The organism is Bradyrhizobium paxllaeri (assembly GCF_001693515.2).
In the GTDB taxonomy this organism is placed as follows: Bacteria; Pseudomonadota; Alphaproteobacteria; order Rhizobiales; family Xanthobacteraceae; genus Bradyrhizobium; species Bradyrhizobium paxllaeri.
In genome coordinates, this window is sequence record NZ_CP042968.1 from 3,535,171 (window position 1) to 3,552,803 (window position 17,633).

The 17,633-nt window shown below is 62.9% G+C and carries 15 protein-coding genes; 13 read left to right on the forward strand and 2 right to left on the reverse strand.

Annotation, left to right across the window (positions count from 1 at the left end; genetic code table 11):
* Window positions 1–92 precede the first annotated feature (92 nt).
* The 3 genes from LMTR21_RS16690 (at window position 93) to LMTR21_RS16700 (ending at window position 2,707) form a co-directional block, all read left to right on the forward strand.
* The gene (locus LMTR21_RS16690) at window positions 93–602 is read left to right on the forward strand and encodes a GNAT family N-acetyltransferase (RefSeq protein ID WP_057857096.1); all 510 of its coding nucleotides are present in this window, start codon (window positions 93–95) and stop codon (window positions 600–602) included.
* Window positions 599–2,197, forward strand: a complete 1,599-nt coding sequence (gene cimA, locus LMTR21_RS16695) for a citramalate synthase (RefSeq protein ID WP_065753663.1) — start codon at window positions 599–601, stop codon at window positions 2,195–2,197. The genes LMTR21_RS16690 and cimA overlap by 4 nt, the downstream gene beginning before the upstream one ends.
* Window positions 2,198–2,329: 132 nt before the next feature.
* Window positions 2,330–2,707 carry a VOC family protein gene (locus LMTR21_RS16700; RefSeq protein WP_065753664.1) on the forward strand — a complete coding sequence of 126 codons (378 nt, stop codon included), beginning with the start codon at window positions 2,330–2,332 and terminating at the stop codon, window positions 2,705–2,707.
* Window positions 2,708–2,718: 11 nt separating this feature from the next.
* Here the strand turns inward: LMTR21_RS16700 and LMTR21_RS16705 are convergent, their stop codons facing one another.
* Window positions 2,719–3,339, reverse strand: coding sequence for an LOG family protein (locus LMTR21_RS16705; RefSeq protein ID WP_065753689.1), 621 nt, complete (start codon window positions 3,337–3,339; stop codon window positions 2,719–2,721).
* Window positions 3,340–3,551: 212 nt separating this feature from the next.
* Here LMTR21_RS16705 and LMTR21_RS16710 point away from each other — a divergent pair, with 212 nt between their 5' ends.
* From LMTR21_RS16710 to LMTR21_RS16755, 10 genes are all read left to right on the forward strand, one after another.
* Window positions 3,552–5,543, forward strand: a complete 1,992-nt coding sequence (locus LMTR21_RS16710) for an ABCB family ABC transporter ATP-binding protein/permease (RefSeq protein ID WP_065753690.1) — start codon at window positions 3,552–3,554, stop codon at window positions 5,541–5,543.
* 54 nt (window positions 5,544–5,597) lie between these two features.
* Window positions 5,598–6,296: a phosphatidylserine decarboxylase gene (locus tag LMTR21_RS16715; RefSeq protein ID WP_065753665.1), complete on the forward strand. Its 699-nt coding sequence runs from the start codon at window positions 5,598–5,600 to the stop codon at window positions 6,294–6,296.
* Between the two features lie 74 nt (window positions 6,297–6,370).
* Window positions 6,371–7,255 carry a CDP-alcohol phosphatidyltransferase family protein gene (locus tag LMTR21_RS16720; protein WP_065753666.1) on the forward strand — a complete coding sequence of 295 codons (885 nt, stop codon included), beginning with the start codon at window positions 6,371–6,373 and terminating at the stop codon, window positions 7,253–7,255.
* 131 nt (window positions 7,256–7,386) lie between these two features.
* Entirely contained in the window at window positions 7,387–8,106 is a 720-nt protein-coding gene (locus tag LMTR21_RS16725; protein WP_065753667.1) for an RraA family protein, read from the forward strand.
* A gap of 38 nt (window positions 8,107–8,144) precedes the next feature.
* Entirely contained in the window at window positions 8,145–9,113 is a 969-nt protein-coding gene (locus LMTR21_RS16730) for a Bug family tripartite tricarboxylate transporter substrate binding protein (protein WP_084030661.1), read from the forward strand.
* 366 nt (window positions 9,114–9,479) lie between these two features.
* Entirely contained in the window at window positions 9,480–10,253 is a 774-nt protein-coding gene (locus LMTR21_RS16735) for a motility protein A (protein WP_057857086.1), read from the forward strand.
* A 33-nt stretch (window positions 10,254–10,286) separates the two neighbouring features.
* Entirely contained in the window at window positions 10,287–11,114 is an 828-nt protein-coding gene (locus LMTR21_RS16740; RefSeq protein WP_065753669.1) for an OmpA/MotB family protein, read from the forward strand.
* A 162-nt stretch (window positions 11,115–11,276) separates the two neighbouring features.
* Window positions 11,277–13,175, forward strand: coding sequence for a potassium transporter Kup (locus tag LMTR21_RS16745; RefSeq protein WP_065753670.1), 1,899 nt, complete (start codon window positions 11,277–11,279; stop codon window positions 13,173–13,175).
* A 156-nt stretch (window positions 13,176–13,331) separates the two neighbouring features.
* On the forward strand, window positions 13,332–15,257 hold the full coding sequence (locus tag LMTR21_RS16750) for a potassium transporter Kup (RefSeq protein WP_065753671.1): 1,926 nt from the start codon (window positions 13,332–13,334) through the stop codon (window positions 15,255–15,257).
* A 404-nt stretch (window positions 15,258–15,661) separates the two neighbouring features.
* Window positions 15,662–16,219: a hypothetical protein gene (locus LMTR21_RS16755; RefSeq protein ID WP_065753672.1), complete on the forward strand. Its 558-nt coding sequence runs from the start codon at window positions 15,662–15,664 to the stop codon at window positions 16,217–16,219.
* A gap of 10 nt (window positions 16,220–16,229) precedes the next feature.
* On the opposite strand, the gene LMTR21_RS16760 is transcribed toward LMTR21_RS16755, so the two are convergent.
* Window positions 16,230–17,606 (reverse strand): ABC transporter substrate-binding protein, encoded by a 1,377-nt coding sequence (locus LMTR21_RS16760; RefSeq protein WP_065753673.1) that lies wholly within the window; start codon window positions 17,604–17,606, stop codon window positions 16,230–16,232.
* Window positions 17,607–17,633: the final 27 nt, after the last annotated feature.

Below are 17,633 nucleotides of genomic sequence, written 5' to 3' on the forward strand. Positions count from 1 at the left end.
GAAACACTGGCGCTACTACATCTTCATCAAATGGGCGTTGATCGTTGCCGCGGTCATACTCGCCTTGCGACTGTTCGGAGTGATTTGACGCGATGGGACAGGCCTTGCCCAAACCCGGCTTGCGGCCGTTTCTGCCGGCGGATGTTCCGATGCTGGCGGCGATCTTTGTCGCCGCCATCGAGGGGTTGACCGGCGATGACTATAGCGAGGCGCAGCAGGAAGCCTGGGCTGCCGCTGCCGAGGACGAGGAAAAGTTCGGCAAGAAACTCGCCGGCCAGTTGACGCTGATCGCGACCATCCAGAATGCGCCGGTCGGCTTTGCTTCGCTGAAGGGCGCTGACCATATCGACATGCTGTTCGTCCATCCGAGCGTGGCGGGGCAGGGCGTCGCCTCGATGCTGGTAGATGCGCTGGAGAAACTGGCGGGGGCGCGCGGCGCAAAGACGCTGACGGTAGACGCCAGCGACACCGCGGAGCCGCTGTTCCGGAAGCGCGGCTATACCGCCAAGCAGCGCAACACCGTCTCGCTCAATGGCGAATGGCTCGCCAACACCACGATGCAGAAGACGCTGGCAGATGCCGCGCCGGGAGCGCCACAATGAGCCGCGAACGCCTCTATCTCTTCGACACCACGCTGCGCGACGGCGCGCAGACCAACGGCGTCGATTTCACGCTGCATGACAAGCAGATCATCGCGCAGATGCTCGATGATCTCGGCATCGACTATGTCGAGGGCGGCTATCCCGGCGCCAATCCGACCGACACCGAATTCTTTGCCGAGAAGCCGGAGTTCGAACACGCCAAATTCACCGCGTTCGGCATGACGCGCCGTCCGGGCCGTTCGGCCTCCAACGATCCGGGGTTGGCGGGGCTGTTGGAAGCCAAGGCCGATGCGATCTGCTTCGTCGCGAAATCCAGCGCCTATCAGGTGCGGGTGGCGCTTGAGACCACCAACGAGGAAAATCTTGCCTCGATCCGCGACAGCGTCAGCGCGGCCAAGGAAGCGGGCCGCGAGGTGATGGTCGATTGCGAGCACTTCTTCGACGGCTACAAGGAAGATGCCGATTTCGCGCTCGCCTGTGCGAAGGCCGCTTATGAGTCCGGCGCGCGCTGGGTGGTGCTGTGCGACACCAATGGTGGCACCATGCCGCATGAAGTCGAGACCATCGTCGGCGCTGTGACAAAACACATCCCGGGCAGCCATGTCGGCATCCACGCCCACAACGACACCGAGCAGGCGGTGGCGAATTCACTCGCCGCCGTGCGCGCCGGCGCGCGGCAGATCCAGGGTACACTGAACGGGCTCGGCGAGCGCTGCGGCAATGCCAATCTCTGTTCGCTGATCCCAACGCTGCGCCTGAAGAACGAATTTTCCAGCGCGTTGGAAATCGGTGTCACGGACGAGAAGATGGCGACGCTGATGAAGGTGTCGCGGACGCTCGATGACATGCTCAACCGCGCGCCGAACCGCCATGCGCCTTATGTCGGCGAAAGCGCCTTCGTGACCAAGACCGGCATTCATGCCTCCGCGGTCCTGAAGGATCCGCAGACCTACGAGCACGTATCGCCCGAATCCGTCGGCAATCACCGCAAGGTGCTGGTCTCGGATCAGGCCGGCCGCTCCAACGTGATGGCCGAGCTCGATCGCGCCGGCATTCCTTACGAGAAGAGCGATCCGAAACTGGCGCGGCTGGTCGAGGAACTGAAGGAGCGGGAGGCGGCGGGCTTTGCCTATGAATCCGCCAACGCCTCGTTCGACCTGCTGGCGCGGCGCACGCTCGGCCGGGTGCCGGAATATTTCAAGGTCGAGCAGTTCGACGTCAATGTCGAGCAGCGCTACAACGCCAACGGCCAGCGCGTCACGGTGGCGCTCGCGGTGGTGAAGGTCGATGTTGCCGGCGAGCGACTGATCTCGGCGGCGGAAGGCAACGGCCCCGTCAACGCGCTCGACGTCGCCTTGCGCAAGGACCTCGGCAAGTACCAGAAATACATCGAGGGCCTGAAGCTGATCGACTACCGCGTGCGTATCCTCAACGGCGGTACGGAAGCGGTGACGCGGGTTCTGATCGAAAGCGAAGACGAAAACGGCGAGAGCTGGACCACCGTCGGCGTCTCACCCAATATCATCGACGCCTCGTTCCAGGCGCTGATGGATTCGGTGGTCTACAAGCTGGTGAAATCAGGCGCGCCGGTGTGAGTTTGAAGATGTAGCCCGGATGGAGCGCAGCGCAATCCGGGATTCTCACACGTGGCTTGAGTGCCCCCGGATTTCGCTGCGCTCCATCCGGGCTACAAGTGACCGCGACGGGGAGAGAGCAGGGGCTATTCCATGATCGACCACATCTCCGTCGGCGTCAGCGATCTCGAACGCGCCGCGCGCTTCTATGAAGCTGCGCTCGCCGCCCTCGGCCTCACGCGCCTCGTCACGCGGCCTGCTACCGTCGGTTTCGGCAAGACCTATCCCGAGTTCTGGATCAACCTTCGCGCCGGCATGGCACCAGTGTCGCCCGAAAGCGGCACACACATCTGCCTTCGCGCGAAGTCATCTGCCGATGTCGATGCGTTTCATGCCGCCGCGTTAAAGACCGGAGGCCGTTCCGATGGTGCGCCGGGCCTGCGTCCGCATGATCGCGTGAAGTATTACGCGGCCTTCGTCATCGATCCCGACGGCAACCGCATCGAGGCGGTGACGTTTCCGGCGGAGTGAAGGCGTAGCGACTACAGCTTCCGCGCCAATTCCGGCGCCATCTCCTTGGCGCCTGCCGGAGCACGGGCAGCGGCGGCGCGCAGCCGTGGCACGATGTCCTCGACCTGTTCGGCTTTGAGAATGTCGATCTCGAACGGCGGGCGGATGAATTTGGTTTCGCGCATATGCGCGAGCAGCGCAAACAGTGGTTCCCAGAAGCCGTCGATATTGGCGAGCAGTACCGGCTTGGTGTGACGGCCGAGTTGCTGCCACGTTATCTGCTCGACCAGTTCTTCCAGCGTGCCGACACCGCCCGGCAGCGCCACGAACGCATCGGAGTGTTCGAACATCAGACGCTTGCGCTCGTGCATGTCGGGCGTGACGATCATTTCCTGAACGTGTGTCAGCATATGTTCGCGCGACCGCAGAAAATCCGGGATGATGCCGGTGACCAGGCCGCCGTGATCCAGCGTGGACTTGGCGATCTCGCCCATCAGCCCGACCGATCCGCCGCCATAGACGAGGCGGATATTGTTTTCGGCGAAAGCCTTTCCCAAGGCTTGGGCAGCTTCCACAAAGCGGGGGTTGGAACCAGGGCCGGAGCCGCAATAGACACAAACGGTTTTGATTTGATCGGTGTTGATTTGATCCATGGAGATCATGTGGCACTGCACTCGGTAAAGCTCAAGTCCGGTGGAATTCGGTGATGCAGCACAAATAGGCCCGAAATCAAACCAAACGGGGGAAAGATTTATCTTTCAAGGCTGTACGGGAGAGGTAAACGCTCTATATGACGACCATATGCAGACTACCGAAAATTCCCTGAAGGCGACCGGTGCGCCACCTTGCTGTGAGCGCGACGCCAATGGCTGATCCTGATTCGCGTTCCGATGCCGTTACTGCCGAGCCGGCCGGCGCTTCCCCTGACAAGGCGACCCTGATCGGGACGCTGGTGCATCTGTGGCCCTATATCTGGCCCGGCGACCGCGCCGACCTGAAGATGCGCGTGGTCTGGTCGATGGTGCTGCTGCTGGCCGCGAAGCTCGCGACGCTGACAGTGCCTTTCACCTTCAAATGGGCGATCGATGCGCTCAACGGCATGGGCACCGCGCCGGTCGAGCCGTCGAACTGGATGCTGTGGCTGATCGCCTCGCCCTTGCTGATGACCGCAAGCTACGGCGCGGTGCGCGTCCTGATGGCGGTGCTGACGCAGTGGCGCGACGGCATCTTCGCCCGCGTCGCCATGCATGCGGTGCGCAAGCTCGCCTACATCACCTTCGTTCACATGCACGAATTGTCGCTGCGCTTTCATCTGGAGCGCAAGACCGGCGGCCTGACGCGCGTGCTGGAGCGCGGCCGCACCGGCATCGAGGTGATCGTGCGGATGGTGATCCTGCAGCTGATCCCGACCATCGTCGAGGTCTCGCTGCTGATGGCGGTGCTGCTGTGGCAGTTCGACTGGCGCTACGTGCTGGTCACCGCTGTTACCGTCGTGATCTACATGTACTACACCTATATCGCGACCGAATGGCGGATCGAGATCCGCCGCAAGATGAACGATTCCGACACCGAAGCGAACACCAAGGCGATCGACTCGCTGCTCAATTACGAGACGGTGAAATATTTCAGCGCCGAGACGCGCGAGGCCGAACGCTACGACCGCTCGATGGAGCGCTACGAGCACAACAGCATCAAGACCTATACGTCGCTGGCGGTGCTCAACACCGGGCAGGCGGTCATCTTCACCATCGGCCTCACCGCGACCATGCTGATGTGCGCGCTCGGCGTGCGCAACGGCACCAACACGGTCGGCGATTTCGTCATGATCAACGCCATGATGATCCAGCTCTACCAGCCGCTGAACTTCATGGGCATGGTCTATCGCGAGATCAAGCAGGCGATCATCGACATCGAGAAGATGTTCAACGTGCTGTCGCGAAATCCGGAGATCAAGGACATCCCGGACGCGGCGCCGCTGACCGTAAGCGCCGGCAATGTGCGCTTCGACGACGTGCGCTTTGCCTACGATCCGGAGCGGCCGATCCTGAAAGGTCTCAGCTTCGAGGTGCCCGCCGGCAAGACGGTGGCGATCGTCGGTCCCTCCGGCGCCGGCAAGTCGACGATTTCGCGACTGCTGTTCCGTCTTTACGACGTCTCCAGCGGCAAGATCCTGATCGATGGCCAGGACATCCGCAACGTCACGCAGGCGTCGCTCCGCGCCTCGATCGGCATGGTGCCGCAGGACACCGTGCTGTTCAACGACACCATCCGCTACAACATCCGCTACGGCCGCTGGGACGCCAGCGACGCCGAGGTCGAGCAAGCGGCACAGTTGGCGCAGATCGACAGCTTCATTCGCAACTCGCCGAAGGGATACGAAACCCAGGTCGGCGAGCGGGGCTTGAAACTGTCCGGCGGCGAGAAGCAGCGCGTCGCGATCGCGCGTACCGTACTGAAGGCGCCGCCGATCCTGGTGCTGGATGAGGCGACGTCGGCGCTCGACAGCCACACCGAGCACGAAATCCAGGAAGCGCTGGAGCGCGTCTCGCGTGGCCGCACCTCGCTGGTGATCGCGCACCGGCTTTCGACCATCGTCGGCGCCGACGAAATTATCGTGCTCGATCAAGGCCGCATCGCCGAGCGTGGCACCCATGTCAGGCTTCTGGCGGCGGGCGGGCTCTATGCCAGCATGTGGAACAGGCAGCGCGAGGCCGAGGAGGCGCGGGAGAAGCTGGCGCAGATGGACGAGGGCAACGAAGCGCCGAACCGCGCGCCGCCGCCGGTCGATGATCCCCTCAGTGATCCCTCCAAGGACCCGCCCAAATCCAAAGATTCCTTGGCAACAGCCGCGGAATAATCCAAATACGGCGCTAATTCCCCACGGAAGTCGGCCAGATAACAGCGAGCCCTAATGTCGATTGCGAATTCCATCCGCGCGCAGATCCCGCCAATCCATCCTGAGGGCTATCCCTTCATCGGCGCCTTTGCGCTGGCCAGCCTGATCCTGTTCTGGATCTGGACGCCGCTCGGCTGGATCGGCACCGGGCTAACCGTCTGGTGTGCGCTGTTCTTCCGCGATCCCGTTCGCGTCACGCCGGTGCGCGACGGCATCGTGGTGTCACCGGCCGATGGCCGTGTCTCGATGGTGGCGCAGGTGCTGCCGCCGGCCGAACTCGGGCTTGGCGATCGGCCGCTGCCGCGCGTCTCGATCTTCATGAGCGTGTTCAACTGCCACGTGAACCGCAGTCCGGTGGCGGGCCGTATCGACCGCATCGCCTACCGGCCCGGCACCTTCATCAACGCCGAGCTCGACAAGGCCAGCGAAGACAATGAGCGCAACTCGCTTGTCATCTCGACCACCAACGGCCGGATCGGCGTGGTCCAGATCGCCGGCCTGGTGGCGCGGCGGATTGTCTCATTCGTGCGGGAAGGCCAGTCAATCGGCGCCGGCGAGCGGTTCGGCCTGATCCGTTTCGGCTCGCGTCTGGACGTCTACCTGCCGGAAGGCACCAAGGCGCTGGTTTCCGAGGGCCAGACCGCAATTGCCGGCGAGACGATTCTGGCCGATTTCGGCTCCAGCGAGCAGGGCCGGACCTTTCGCGCCGATTAACCCTCCGAACGGCTGATTTGCCGCCTAGCCGCCCAATGGCGGACCGGGCGGGTGCTTGCTATATAATAGCTCGCATGCTGATCCCGGACCCCAAAGACCCTGAACTGCGCCGCCGCCGGTTTCGCCCGATCCCGGTGCGGATGCTGGTGCCCAACGTCATCACCCTGCTGGCGATCTGTGCCGGCCTGACGGCGATCCGCCTGTCGATCGAGGGGCGGATGGAGCTCGCGGTCGCCGCGATCGTATTCGCGGCCGTGCTCGACGGCGTCGACGGGCGCATCGCCCGCATGATCAAGGGCCAGTCGAAATTCGGCGCCGAACTCGACAGTCTCGCCGATTTCGTCAATTTCGGTGTCGCGCCGGGCCTGATGCTGTATTTCTGGCAGCTCCAGGAATTGAACAATGGCGGCTGGATCGCGGCGATGGTGTTTGCGATCGCGGGCGGCCTGCGCCTGGCGCGCTTCAACGCCAGCATCGACGATCCGAACAAGCCTGCCTTTGCGGCGAATTATTTCACCGGCGTTCCGGCGCCGGCCGGCGCGATCCTGGCGATGTTGCCGTTCTATCTGGCGTTTCTCGGCATCTCGAAACCGCCGGCCACGCTGACCGCAGCCTATCTGCTTCTCATCGGATTCCTGATGGTGTCGCGGCTGCCGGTCTTCTCCGGCAAGACGGTGAAGATGCGGGTGCCGCCGGAAATGGTGCTGCCGGTCTTCGTCTCCGTCGTGTTCTTCGTCGCACTTCTGATCGGCTATCCCTGGCACATCCTGTCGATCGGCTCGGTGCTCTATCTCCTGAGCCTGCCCTGGGGCTGGAAGTCCTATCGCGACCACGAGCGCAATGCCGCCGCCGCGCAGCCGGCTGCAACGGCAGAAGCTGCCGCACCGTCATCCGCCGCGGCGCCGTTCTCGCCGGCCCCTTCCGATAGCGAGGACGAACGGCCGGCGCGGCTCAACTGAGCGTCCGCGCCACTCTCCGATATAGCTGCCATGAGCCGCTGCCGAGTTGGGTTCTCCGCCAATCTCGGCTATAGGGGCTCAAGCGACGTACGGCCTGAAAGAGCCGGGCCAAATAATCAGGAGAGAACGCCGTGAACAAAGCCGTTACCGCCCCGCTGCCTGCTTCCGTCCTTGAGGCGCTGGCGCGCTATGACACGCCGACCATCTGCAATGCGATGGAGATCGTCGCGCCCGAACGCCGCCTGATCGGCTACACCACCAAGCAACTCGTCTGCCCGTTTCCCGATCTGCCGCCGATGGTCGGCTATGCCCGCACGGTGACGATCCGCTCGGTGCTCAAATCCACGCTTCCCGCCGACGAGCAGGCGCGGCGTCGCATCGCCTATTACGAATATGTCGGCACCGGTTTCGGCCCGCGCATCACCGTGATCCAGGATATCGACGGCGCCGATGTCGGCTACGGCGCGTTCTGGGGCGAGGTGCAGAGCAACGTGCACAAGGCGCTCGGCTGCCTCGGCGTCATCACCGACGGCTCGATCCGCGACATCCCGCAATGGGCGCCGGGCTTCCAGGCCCTGGCCGGTTCGGTCGGACCGTCGCATGCCTGGGTGCATGCGGAAGCCTGGGGCGGCGAAGTCCGCGTCGCCGGCATGACTGTGCATTCCGACGATCTCATCCACGCCGACCAGCACGGCGCCATCGTCATCCCGCACGATATCGCGGCCAAGATTCCGGAAGCCGCCGAACTCTGCGGCCGGCGCGAGACGCCGATCCTGGAGATCGCGCGCAGCCCGGACTTCACCCTGGAAAAACTGAAAGAGGCGCTGAAGCGCTCGGCGGAAATCCACTGATGAAAAGTCGGATCTAGCAAACAGCGAGGGGGAGCGTGATGAGAGGGTTCTGGGCGGCACTGTCATTATCGTTCCTTCTCAGCCTCGCAGCCGCGCAGGCACAGACCTATCCCTCTCGTCCCATCACCCTGATCGTCCCATTCCCGCCCGGCGGTTCGACCGACACCGCCGCGCGCATCATGGGCGAGCGGATGCGCGCAACGCTTGGCCAGTCCGTCGTCATCGAAAATGTCGGCGGCGCCGGCGGCAGCATCGGCGTCGGCCGCGTCGCGCGCGCCGCGCCTGACGGCTACACCTTCGACATCGGCCAGTGGGACACCCATGTCGGCAGCATCATCTACAAGCTCGACTACGATCTCGAAAAGGACTTTGAGCCGATCGCGCTGGTCTCGAACAATCCGCAGCTCATGGTCGCCAAGAAGGACCTGCCGGCCAACACGCTCGGCGAACTCGTGGCGTGGATGAAGGACAATCCCGGCAAGATCAACTTCGTCAACCAGAACGCGGCGGCGAACGTCACTGGCGTGCTGTTCGAGAACCTGACCAGGCAGAAGGTGCAGTTCATTCCCTATCGCGGAGCGGGGCCAGCGATGACCGACCTCGTCTCGGGTACGGTCGATCTTTTGGTGGTGCAGGGCGCGGTGGCACTGCCGCAAATCCGCGCCGGCAAGATCAAGGCGCTCGCCAATCTCTCTCCCGCACGCTCGGCCTCGATGCCGGATATTCCGACCGCGGACGAGAGCGGCGTGGCGGGCCTCTATATGTCCGGCTGGTTCGGCTTCTGGGCGCCCAAGGGGACGCCGAAGGAAATCATCGCCAAACTCAACGCGGCGACAACGGAGGCGCTGGCCGACCCGGCGATCCAGAAGCGCTTTTCGGAATTGGGCCTCGACGTCGCGCCACGCAACCAGCAGACACCGGAAGGGTTGGCCGCCTTCCAGAAGGCCGAGATCGAAAAATGGTGGCCGATCATCAAGGCCGCCGGCATCGGCACGCAGGCTCAGTGAGCGTCGGCCGCGATCGTTCGGCCTGATCCCCGTCATTGCGAGGAGCTCGCGACAAAATTGCAAGGCAATTTTGCGCTGAAGCGACGAAGCAATCCATCCTTCCGTTATGCCGCGCGATGGATTGCTTCGCTTCGCTCGCAATGACGGCGAGATTGCTCGGGCGCGACGAAGAATCGACCAGCGCAATATGGTTAGCGAATCCTTGCGACCGCGACTCGCAGGCCCCGCAATTTTACGATCCCTGTTCGAGTTTAACCTTTACGGCTCTTTAATTGCGCCGACGTAGGGTTCCTCTTGCGCAAGCTCCGGAGGGGGCGCGCGACCGGTCAGGATGGCCGGTACTTCGCGTATGCGTTGGAGTTCAGAATGGATATCACCACGCTCGTAGGTCTGCTCGCCGGCGTCATCGTATTGTCGACGCTGATCCTGATGGGCGGTGATTTCCGGATGTTCTACGACATCCACGCCGTCATCATCATCTTCGGCGGTTCGTTCGCAGCGACGATGATCCGCTTTCCGCTCAGCGCGATCCTGCACGGCATGCCGCTCGGCGCGAAATTCGCTTTCACCATGAGCCGGCTCGCGGCGCGCGACCTGGTCGACGAACTGGCGCGCATCGCCGAAATCGCTCGCAAGCAGGGCCCGGTCGGGCTGGAAAAGGTCGAGACCGACGAGCCGTTTCTCGCCAAGGGCATCCGCTACGTCGCCGACGGTTACGATCTCGAATTTATCAGAGACAACATGGAGCGTGACCGCGACAATTTCCTGATGCACCTCAACGAGGGCTCGAAGATCTATCGGGCGATCGGCGACTGCGCGCCGGCGTTCGGCATGATCGGCACGCTGCTCGGCATGGTGCAGATGTTCTCGAACATGTCTGACCCATCGAAGCTCGGTCCGTTCATGGCGGTCGCCCTGCTAGCGACGCTGTACGGCGCGGTGGTTGCGAACCTGATCTGTTTGCCGATCGCCGACAAGCTGCATGGCAAGTTGATCGACGAGGAAACCAACCGCACGCTGATCATCGACGGCATCCTGATGATCCGCGATTCCAAAAGCCCGGCCTTGGTGCGTGAAATGCTGCTGGCCTATCTGCCCGAAAAGCATCGCCACGAGGAAGGCGAGCTGGTTCCGGCCTGATCGGCTGAAAGCATCAAGGCGCGGACATAAAGCATGGCCAAGAAAAAACGCGAAGAGGCGCATGGCGGTCACGGCTGGTTCGTGACCTTCGCCGACCTGATGGCGCTGCTCCTGTCGTTCTTCGTGATGCTGGTGGCGTTCTCCAGCCAGGACCAGCAGAAGCTCAAGATCGTCGCGGGCTCGATGCGCGAGGCGTTCGGCGTGCAGACCGAATCGCGGCATTCGGGCATCGTCGAATCCGACGGCCTGCCGACGCGGCCGAAGCTGAAGAATGTCGCGCATATTTCGCCCGAGGAGGCCTCCAACACTCCGACGCCCGACGAGAAGGATCGTCAGCGCGAATTCGGCGCCCGCCTGAAGGTCGACCGCGAGTTCGCGCTCGCCGCGGCCTCGTTGCGCCAGGCGCTGCAGGACATGCCGGAACTGACCGAAATGTCCAAGCACATCATGTTCGAGGAGACCAAAGAGGGCCTCAATCTCGAAATCGTCGACCAGGATGGCCGCTCGATGTTCGCCGACGGCTCCAAGGTCCCGTATGACCGCACCCGCCGGCTGATCCAGAAACTGGCGGTGCCGCTGAAGGCGACGCCGCTGCGCGTCAACATCGTCGGCCATACCTCAGCGGGATTCGTGCCATCGCGGGGCGAATATAGTGCGTTCGATCTGTCGGCAGACCGCGCCAATGCCGTGCGCCAGATCCTCGAGCGCGAGGGGCTGCCGTCATCTCATATCTACGCCGTCGGCGGTCGCGCCGACAGCCAGCCGCTATTTCCCGACGATCCGACATTGCCGGCAAACCGTCGCGTCACCATCACATTGATGCGCGAGAATCCACCGCTGCCGCCGAATCTGAAACCGTAACACGTCGGAACTACCATAATACCATCTTGCCATTTCGATGGAATCAGCTTTGCGTAAGCTCCGCATCGCTGGTGGTGTTATGCTTGTCCGAGATTGACAGCTAGCGCGGAAGCGTCGATAGCCGCGCGGATCAATTCAACGACGAGAACGTTCTCTTCCACCATGACTGTCAGCGTCACATCTACCGAGGCCCATGAGGGGCACGCGACCTCAGGCTTTTGGGCCCTGACGCTGGGCAGTATTGGCGTGGTGTTCGGCGATATCGGCACCTCGCCGCTGTACGCGTTTCGCGAGGCCGTCACGCACGCGGCCGAGGGCCAGCCGGTATCGCGCATCATCGTGCTCGGCGTGCTCTCGCTGATCCTGTGGTCGCTGTTCATTGTCGTGACCGCGAAATACGTGCTGCTGCTGTTGCGCGCCGACAACAACGGCGAGGGCGGTACGCTATCCCTGATGGCGCTGGGGCAGCGGGCGCTGGGCCGCCGGAGCTGGGTATTGCTGGCGTTGGGCGTCGTCGGCGCCTCGATGTTCATCGGCGATTCCATGATCACGCCGGCGATCTCGGTATTGTCGGCGGTCGAAGGTCTCAAGCTCGTCACGCCGGCGTTCGAGCATTACGTCGTGCCGCTGACGATCTTTATTCTGGTCGTGCTGTTCTCAGTGCAGAGCAGCGGCACCGCGCGCGTCGCCTCCGCTTTCGGGCCGGTCATGGTGGTCTGGTTTGCGACGCTGACCCTACTGGGTCTCATCCATATCAGCGACGATCCCACGGTGCTCTACGCGATCAATCCCTGGTACGCGATCCAGTTCATGCTTTCCCACGGCACCATCGGATTGGTGACGATGGGCCTGGTGTTTCTGGCCGTGACCGGCGGCGAGGCGCTTTATGCCGACCTCGGCCATTTCGGACGCAAGCCGATCCAGACCGGCTGGTTCTATTTCGTGATGCCGGCGCTCCTGATCAACTACTTCGGGCAGGGCGCGCTGGTGTTGGCCGACCCGTCGGCGATCGCAAATCCGTTCTACCGGCTGGTTCCCGGAATGCTGCTGTTGCCGATGGTAGTGCTGGCGACTGCGGCGACGGTCATCGCCAGCCAGGCGGTGATCACGGGCGCGTTTTCGCTGATCCGGCAGGCGGTGCAGCTCGGCCTCCTGCCGCGATTCGAGGTGCGCTACACTTCGGAGTCGCATGCCGGCCAGATCTATCTGCCGCGCGTCAACCGGCTGCTGTTGATCGGAGTCGTGCTGCTGGTCCTGTTGTTCCGCACCTCGAGCGGCCTCGCTTCGGCCTATGGCATCGCCGTCTCCACGACCATGGTGGTCGACGGCATCATGGGCTTTGTCGTGATCTGGAAGTTGTGGAACTGGCGCGCGGCGACGGCCGCGGCCGTGATCCTGCCCCTCGTCATCGTCGACACCAGTTTCTTTGCCGCAAACCTGTTGAAGCTGCTCGAAGGCGCCTGGGTGCCGCTGCTGTTTGGCGTTGCGGTCGCAGTGATGATCTGGACCTGGCGCCGCGGCGCCGCGATCCTGACCGCCAAGACGCGCCGCATCGAGGTGCCGCTGGCGGACCTGATCAAGAGCCTGGAAAAGCGTCCGCCTCACATCGTCAAGGGCACGGCGGTATTCCTGACCTCCGATCCGAGCTTCGTGCCGACCGCGATGATGCACAATCTCAAGCACAACAAGGTGCTGCACGAGCACAATGTGATCCTGACCATCGAGACGGCACAGACGCCGCGCGTCGACCTGTCCGAGCGGGTCAAGATGGAGAGCATCAGCGAGAAGTTCTCCACGGTGCGGCTGCGATTCGGCTTCATGGAATCGCCGAACGTGCCGAAGGCGCTGGTAATCGCGCGCAAGCTCGGCTGGCAGTTCGACATCATGGCGACGTCATTTTTCGTGTCGCGGCGGTCGCTGAAGCCGTCGGCGCAGTCGGGCATGCCGCTGTGGCAGGATCATCTGTTCATCGCGATGAGCCGGTCGGCGAACGACGCGACCGACTACTTCCAGATCCCGACCGGACGGGTGGTCGAGGTCGGAACTCAGGTAACCATCTGAATTAACTTCGAAAATTTTCGTCGGAACCTGTCGTCATCCATGCGGACGGCGCATACCGGAGGCCTGAATTCCGGCTAACCTCCCGGCGGTCCCGGGAGTATAGGGCTGCGCTTCTGCACTTGTGCAGTGCGGTAAACAGCCGAGGCCCTAGCCCCCATGTCAGTCCAGTTTGCGATCACCGCGGCGGAAACGCCCGCGGCCAACGGTCATGGCGAAGCGCATTCCACCGCTACCTTCAAGGCCCTGATGCTCGGCAGCATCGGCGTCGTCTATGGCGACATCGGCACCAGCCCCCTGTACGCGCTGCGCGAAGCGGTGGTGGCGGCGAGCGAGGGCTCGACCGCGGCGACGTCGCAGGCCGTGCTCGGGGTGCTCTCGCTGATCCTGTGGGCGCTGATCGTGGTGGTGACGCTGAAATACGTCGTCATCCTCCTGCGCGCCGACAATAATGGCGAGGGCGGGACGCTGGCGCTGATGGCGCTGGCGCAGCGCGCGGTGGGGAAGGGCGGGGCCACGATCGTGCTGCTCGGCATCATCTCCGGCGCGCTGTTTTACGGCGACGCTGTGCTGACGCCGGCGCTGTCCGTGCTGTCCGCGATCGAAGGCATGAAGCTGATCACCGTGTCCTTCGAACATTATGTCGTGCCGCTGACGCTGGTCATTCTAGTTGCGCTGTTTGCCGTGCAGTCCCACGGCACCGCCCGCGTGGCTGCGTTCTTCGGGCCGATCATGTGCGTCTGGTTCGCCGTGATCGCGATCGCGGCCGTGCCGCAGATCGCGCGCCATCCCGAAGTGCTTCAGGCCTTCAATCCGCTCTATGCCGTCTCCTTCATGCTCCATCACGGCCTGATCGGCTTCGTGACGCTGGGCGCGGTGTTTCTCGCCGTGACCGGTGCGGAGGCGCTCTATGCCGACCTCGGCCATTTCGGCAAGCGACCGATCCAGACCGCCTGGCTCTTCATCGTGCTGCCGTCGCTGGCGGTGAATTATCTGGGGCAGGGCGCGCTCTTGATCGCCAATCCCAAGGCGATCGAGAATCCGTTCTTCCTGATGTTTCCGGAGTGGGCGCTGATCCCGATGGTGGCGCTGGCGACGGTGGCGACCGTGATCGCGAGCCAGGCCGTCATTACCGGCGCCTATTCGCTGACGCGCCAGGCGATCCAGCTCGGCCTGATGCCGCGGTTCGAAATCCGCCACACCTCGGAAGCCCATTCCGGCCAGATCTACATTCCCCGCATCAACCTGCTGCTGTTTCTGGCGGTGATCCTGCTGGTGGTCCTGTTCCGCTCGTCGAGCGCGCTGGCCTCGGCCTACGGCATCTCCGTCACCGGGACCATGGTGGTCACGGCGATGATGGGCTTCGTCGTGATCTGGCGGGTCTGGAAATGGTCGCCGATCGCGGCCGCCGCCCTGATCGCGCCGTTCCTGTTCCTCGACGTCACCTTCCTCGCCGCCAACCTCTTGAAGGTATTGGAGGGCGGCTGGGTGCCGCTGGCGCTCGGTGGTGTCGTGATGCTCTTGATGTACACGTGGCGGCGCGGCAGCCGGCTTTTGTTCGAGAAATCGCGCAAGCTGGAATTCCCGCTGGCCGACCTGGTGGCGATGCTGGAGAAGCGGCCGCCGCAGCGGGTGCCGGGCACCGCGGTGTTCCTCACTTCCGATCCCGATTGCGCGCCGACGGCGCTGATGCACAGTCTCAAGCACTACAAGGTGCTGCACGAGAAGAACGTCATTCTGACCATCGAGACCGCGCCGACGCCGCGGATCGACGATGTCGAGCGGGTGCGGATGGAGCAGCTCAGCGAGACGTTCTCGCGGGTCACGCTCAAATTCGGCTTCATGGAATCGCCGAACGTGCCGAAGACCCTGGCGATCGCCCGCAAGCTCGGCTGGCAGTTCGACATCATGTCGACCTCGTTCTTCCTGTCCCGCCGCGCGCTGAAGCCGGCCGCCCATTCCGGCATGCCGCGCTGGCAGGATCTCCTGTTCATCCGCCTCAGCCGCTCCGCCAACGATGCCACCGATTATTTCCAGATCCCGACCGGGCGCGTGGTCGAAGTGGGAACGCAGGTCACGATCTAAGAGCATGATCTGGACCCGCAGGGCCGCGTTAGCGCAAAGTGGGTACCGATTTTCCGAAAAGATCATGCTCAAATCAAAGAGATAGAGCGGGATGACGTTTCGAAGAAAAGTCATTCCCGCTCCAGGGGCCCGGACCCCACAAGTTCCGCTTATGTTGTCGCAAGACGGCAACAGCTTGACTGTTTCTGAGGCGGAGCAGAACATCTGACTCCACACGCATCCCGGTTTGGATCAGGCTCTTGACACCGGAGGGCGGCGGATCGAAGTTTCGTCCCGCCGGCCGCAGGCGCGAATGCTTGCGGCATTTCATGCCAGACCGTGGGACAGTGCTCGGAAGCTCAGGCTGAAGCCTTGAGTGGCAAATATTCCGATGCGATGATGTGGTATTGTGAGGAGTAGCGCAAATGAGTTTCATCCGCGCGAACGACCATCCCAACCCCGATGATCCCCAAGATCCGCTGTACTACGCCCCGCGCTCGGCGCGCAGCATGGCGAACCCGCGACCCAACGAGACACCGCAGACGGGATCGCACCATTTTCCTGCCGATCCCCCTTTGTCGCGTTTTGACGAGATGCGCGAAAAGGCCTTCGCCAAATCCACCCGTCCGCTGGAATCCCAGTTCATTTACGAACGCCGTCCGTCACGCGGACTGCTCGCCGCGGGTGCCATTGCTGCAGTGGTCGGCGCAACTGTGATCGTGGCGCTCGTGTTGCTAAATATGCCTCCGAGGTCGAAAAGTGAGCCCTCGGAACTGGCCGTTTCCATTTCCACCCCTGCATTGGCTACGCCGGCGCAAGCGACGTCCAAGGAAGACTCCCAGGCACTGCTCCAGGGATTCAAGCAGTTTCAATCAATGCAAGGAAGCGAAGATCCGGCTGCTTCCGAACCCGGTGGAGCGGCCAAAGCAGCGCCCGAAAAACCCTTGCTCGAAAAATTCATTCAGTGGGAGCAAAGGAAATAGCGAAACGCTGCTATCCGCGGATTGCCGCATTGGCTTTCTCGGCGGCGTTCGTCATCGCAATCTTGGCCGGTTTTGCGCCAGTGACCACTTCATTCACGCCGATCATGAAGGCGTCCAGGATAGGTCTCGAGAGCGGATGGAAAAGGATCGCCTTGGCGCGGTCGACATCGGCATTCTGCAAATTGGTCAGCGCTGCCTCCGCGGCTTGCGCGCCAAACGCCTTCTTGAAGCCATTGCTCGACCAGGCCGACACGCGTGTCGTCGCCAGTCCCGCCGCGGCGGTCAGCATCGAGGTCGGCTTGCTTGTCGCCCACAGCAGGAACAGGAAAGCCGCCCGCTTGTGTCGTGACCTGGAATTGATGCACGCCTGCCAGTGCGACATGAACGGCACGGACGTGCGTCCCGGGACATGTGGGAAGGGAGCAAACATGGCCCGCCCGGCAACTTGGCTTCTTGCCGGATTGGAGATGTCGGTAGCGAAATTGCTGCTGTCGATCGCTATCGCCGTTCTGCGTTGCAGGAAGTCGTCCAGCACGTGGTACCATTCGTAGCCGCTGATGCCGCCAGGCCCGGCCTGGCTGAGCAACTGACCGTACATCTCGATGGCCGCGATTGCCTCGGGGCTCGCGAATGCGGCCCTGTTGTCCTTGACCATGTCGGCGCCATAAGAGAACACGAAGCTCATTGCCGGCACCGACGAATTGCCGCCGGCCTGCGCCCGCATGGCAATACCGGACATCTCATTGGTCTTGATTGCGTTGGCGGTGACAAGCAGCTCTTCGAAAGTGCGGGGGACAGACAGGTTCTTGGCGGCCAACGCATCGCCGTTGATGAACAAGGTCACCGCCTCCGAGGTGATCGGCATGGCGTAGCGTTCGCCGTCGCGCCAGAGCGGAAAGGCGCGGGCCGTCTTCAGAAGGTCACCCTCGTCATACCAGGCGAGATCGGTCAGCGACTTGTCGGCATAATAGGCGCTCAGCGGCTCGAGCCATCCTCCCGAGATGCCCTGGCCATAGGTCGTGTACATGAAGACGTCGGGTGTGCTGTCACGACGGTTGAGCTGGATCGGCAGCGCGCCCAGATACGTGGTCTCCAACCGGAAGTCGGGAACGACATTGATGCCGGTGAGCTCGGTGAAATCAGGCAAGAACGGAGTGATCGCGTTCGTCCAGGGATGGATCGCGCCTGCGAGCGTGATCGTCTGCCCGGAAAATTGTTTCCAGCCGATCGCGGCGCCGGCATAGTCCGCGGCGGCGTCCTTTGCGAAACCTCGCCTCGGCAGCATGGTGAGGGCACCCGCCGCACCCAATGCCTTGACGAAGCTGCGTCGGCTGGCCGACCCTGAATTACGCCGCGACTTTTCCGGCAATTTTTCATTTGGAGCCATGTCGTCTGCTCCTGCCAGTGGATCGGC

What these genes read in the sequence shown, in the direction of transcription:
- LMTR21_RS16720 (WP_065753666.1), top strand. Translation starts at nt 6,371, where the DNA reads ATGCTGATCCCGGACCCCAAAGACCCTGAACTGCGCCGCCGCCGGTTT.
- LMTR21_RS16750 (WP_065753671.1), top strand. Translation starts at nt 13,332, where the DNA reads ATGTCAGTCCAGTTTGCGATCACCGCGGCGGAAACGCCCGCGGCCAAC.
- LMTR21_RS16760 (WP_065753673.1), bottom strand. Translation starts at nt 17,606, where the DNA reads ATGGCTCCAAATGAAAAATTGCCGGAAAAGTCGCGGCGTAATTCAGGG.
- LMTR21_RS16735 (WP_057857086.1), top strand. Translation starts at nt 9,480, where the DNA reads ATGGATATCACCACGCTCGTAGGTCTGCTCGCCGGCGTCATCGTATTG.
- LMTR21_RS16690 (WP_057857096.1), top strand. Translation starts at nt 93, where the DNA reads ATGGGACAGGCCTTGCCCAAACCCGGCTTGCGGCCGTTTCTGCCGGCG.
- LMTR21_RS16700 (WP_065753664.1), top strand. Translation starts at nt 2,330, where the DNA reads ATGATCGACCACATCTCCGTCGGCGTCAGCGATCTCGAACGCGCCGCG.
- LMTR21_RS16710 (WP_065753690.1), top strand. Translation starts at nt 3,552, where the DNA reads ATGGCTGATCCTGATTCGCGTTCCGATGCCGTTACTGCCGAGCCGGCC.
- LMTR21_RS16740 (WP_065753669.1), top strand. Translation starts at nt 10,287, where the DNA reads ATGGCCAAGAAAAAACGCGAAGAGGCGCATGGCGGTCACGGCTGGTTC.
- LMTR21_RS16730 (WP_084030661.1), top strand. Translation starts at nt 8,145, where the DNA reads ATGAGAGGGTTCTGGGCGGCACTGTCATTATCGTTCCTTCTCAGCCTC.
- LMTR21_RS16715 (WP_065753665.1), top strand. Translation starts at nt 5,598, where the DNA reads ATGTCGATTGCGAATTCCATCCGCGCGCAGATCCCGCCAATCCATCCT.
- LMTR21_RS16705 (WP_065753689.1), bottom strand. Translation starts at nt 3,339, where the DNA reads ATGGATCAAATCAACACCGATCAAATCAAAACCGTTTGTGTCTATTGC.
- LMTR21_RS16745 (WP_065753670.1), top strand. Translation starts at nt 11,277, where the DNA reads ATGACTGTCAGCGTCACATCTACCGAGGCCCATGAGGGGCACGCGACC.
- LMTR21_RS16755 (WP_065753672.1), top strand. Translation starts at nt 15,662, where the DNA reads ATGAGTTTCATCCGCGCGAACGACCATCCCAACCCCGATGATCCCCAA.
- cimA (WP_065753663.1), top strand. Translation starts at nt 599, where the DNA reads ATGAGCCGCGAACGCCTCTATCTCTTCGACACCACGCTGCGCGACGGC.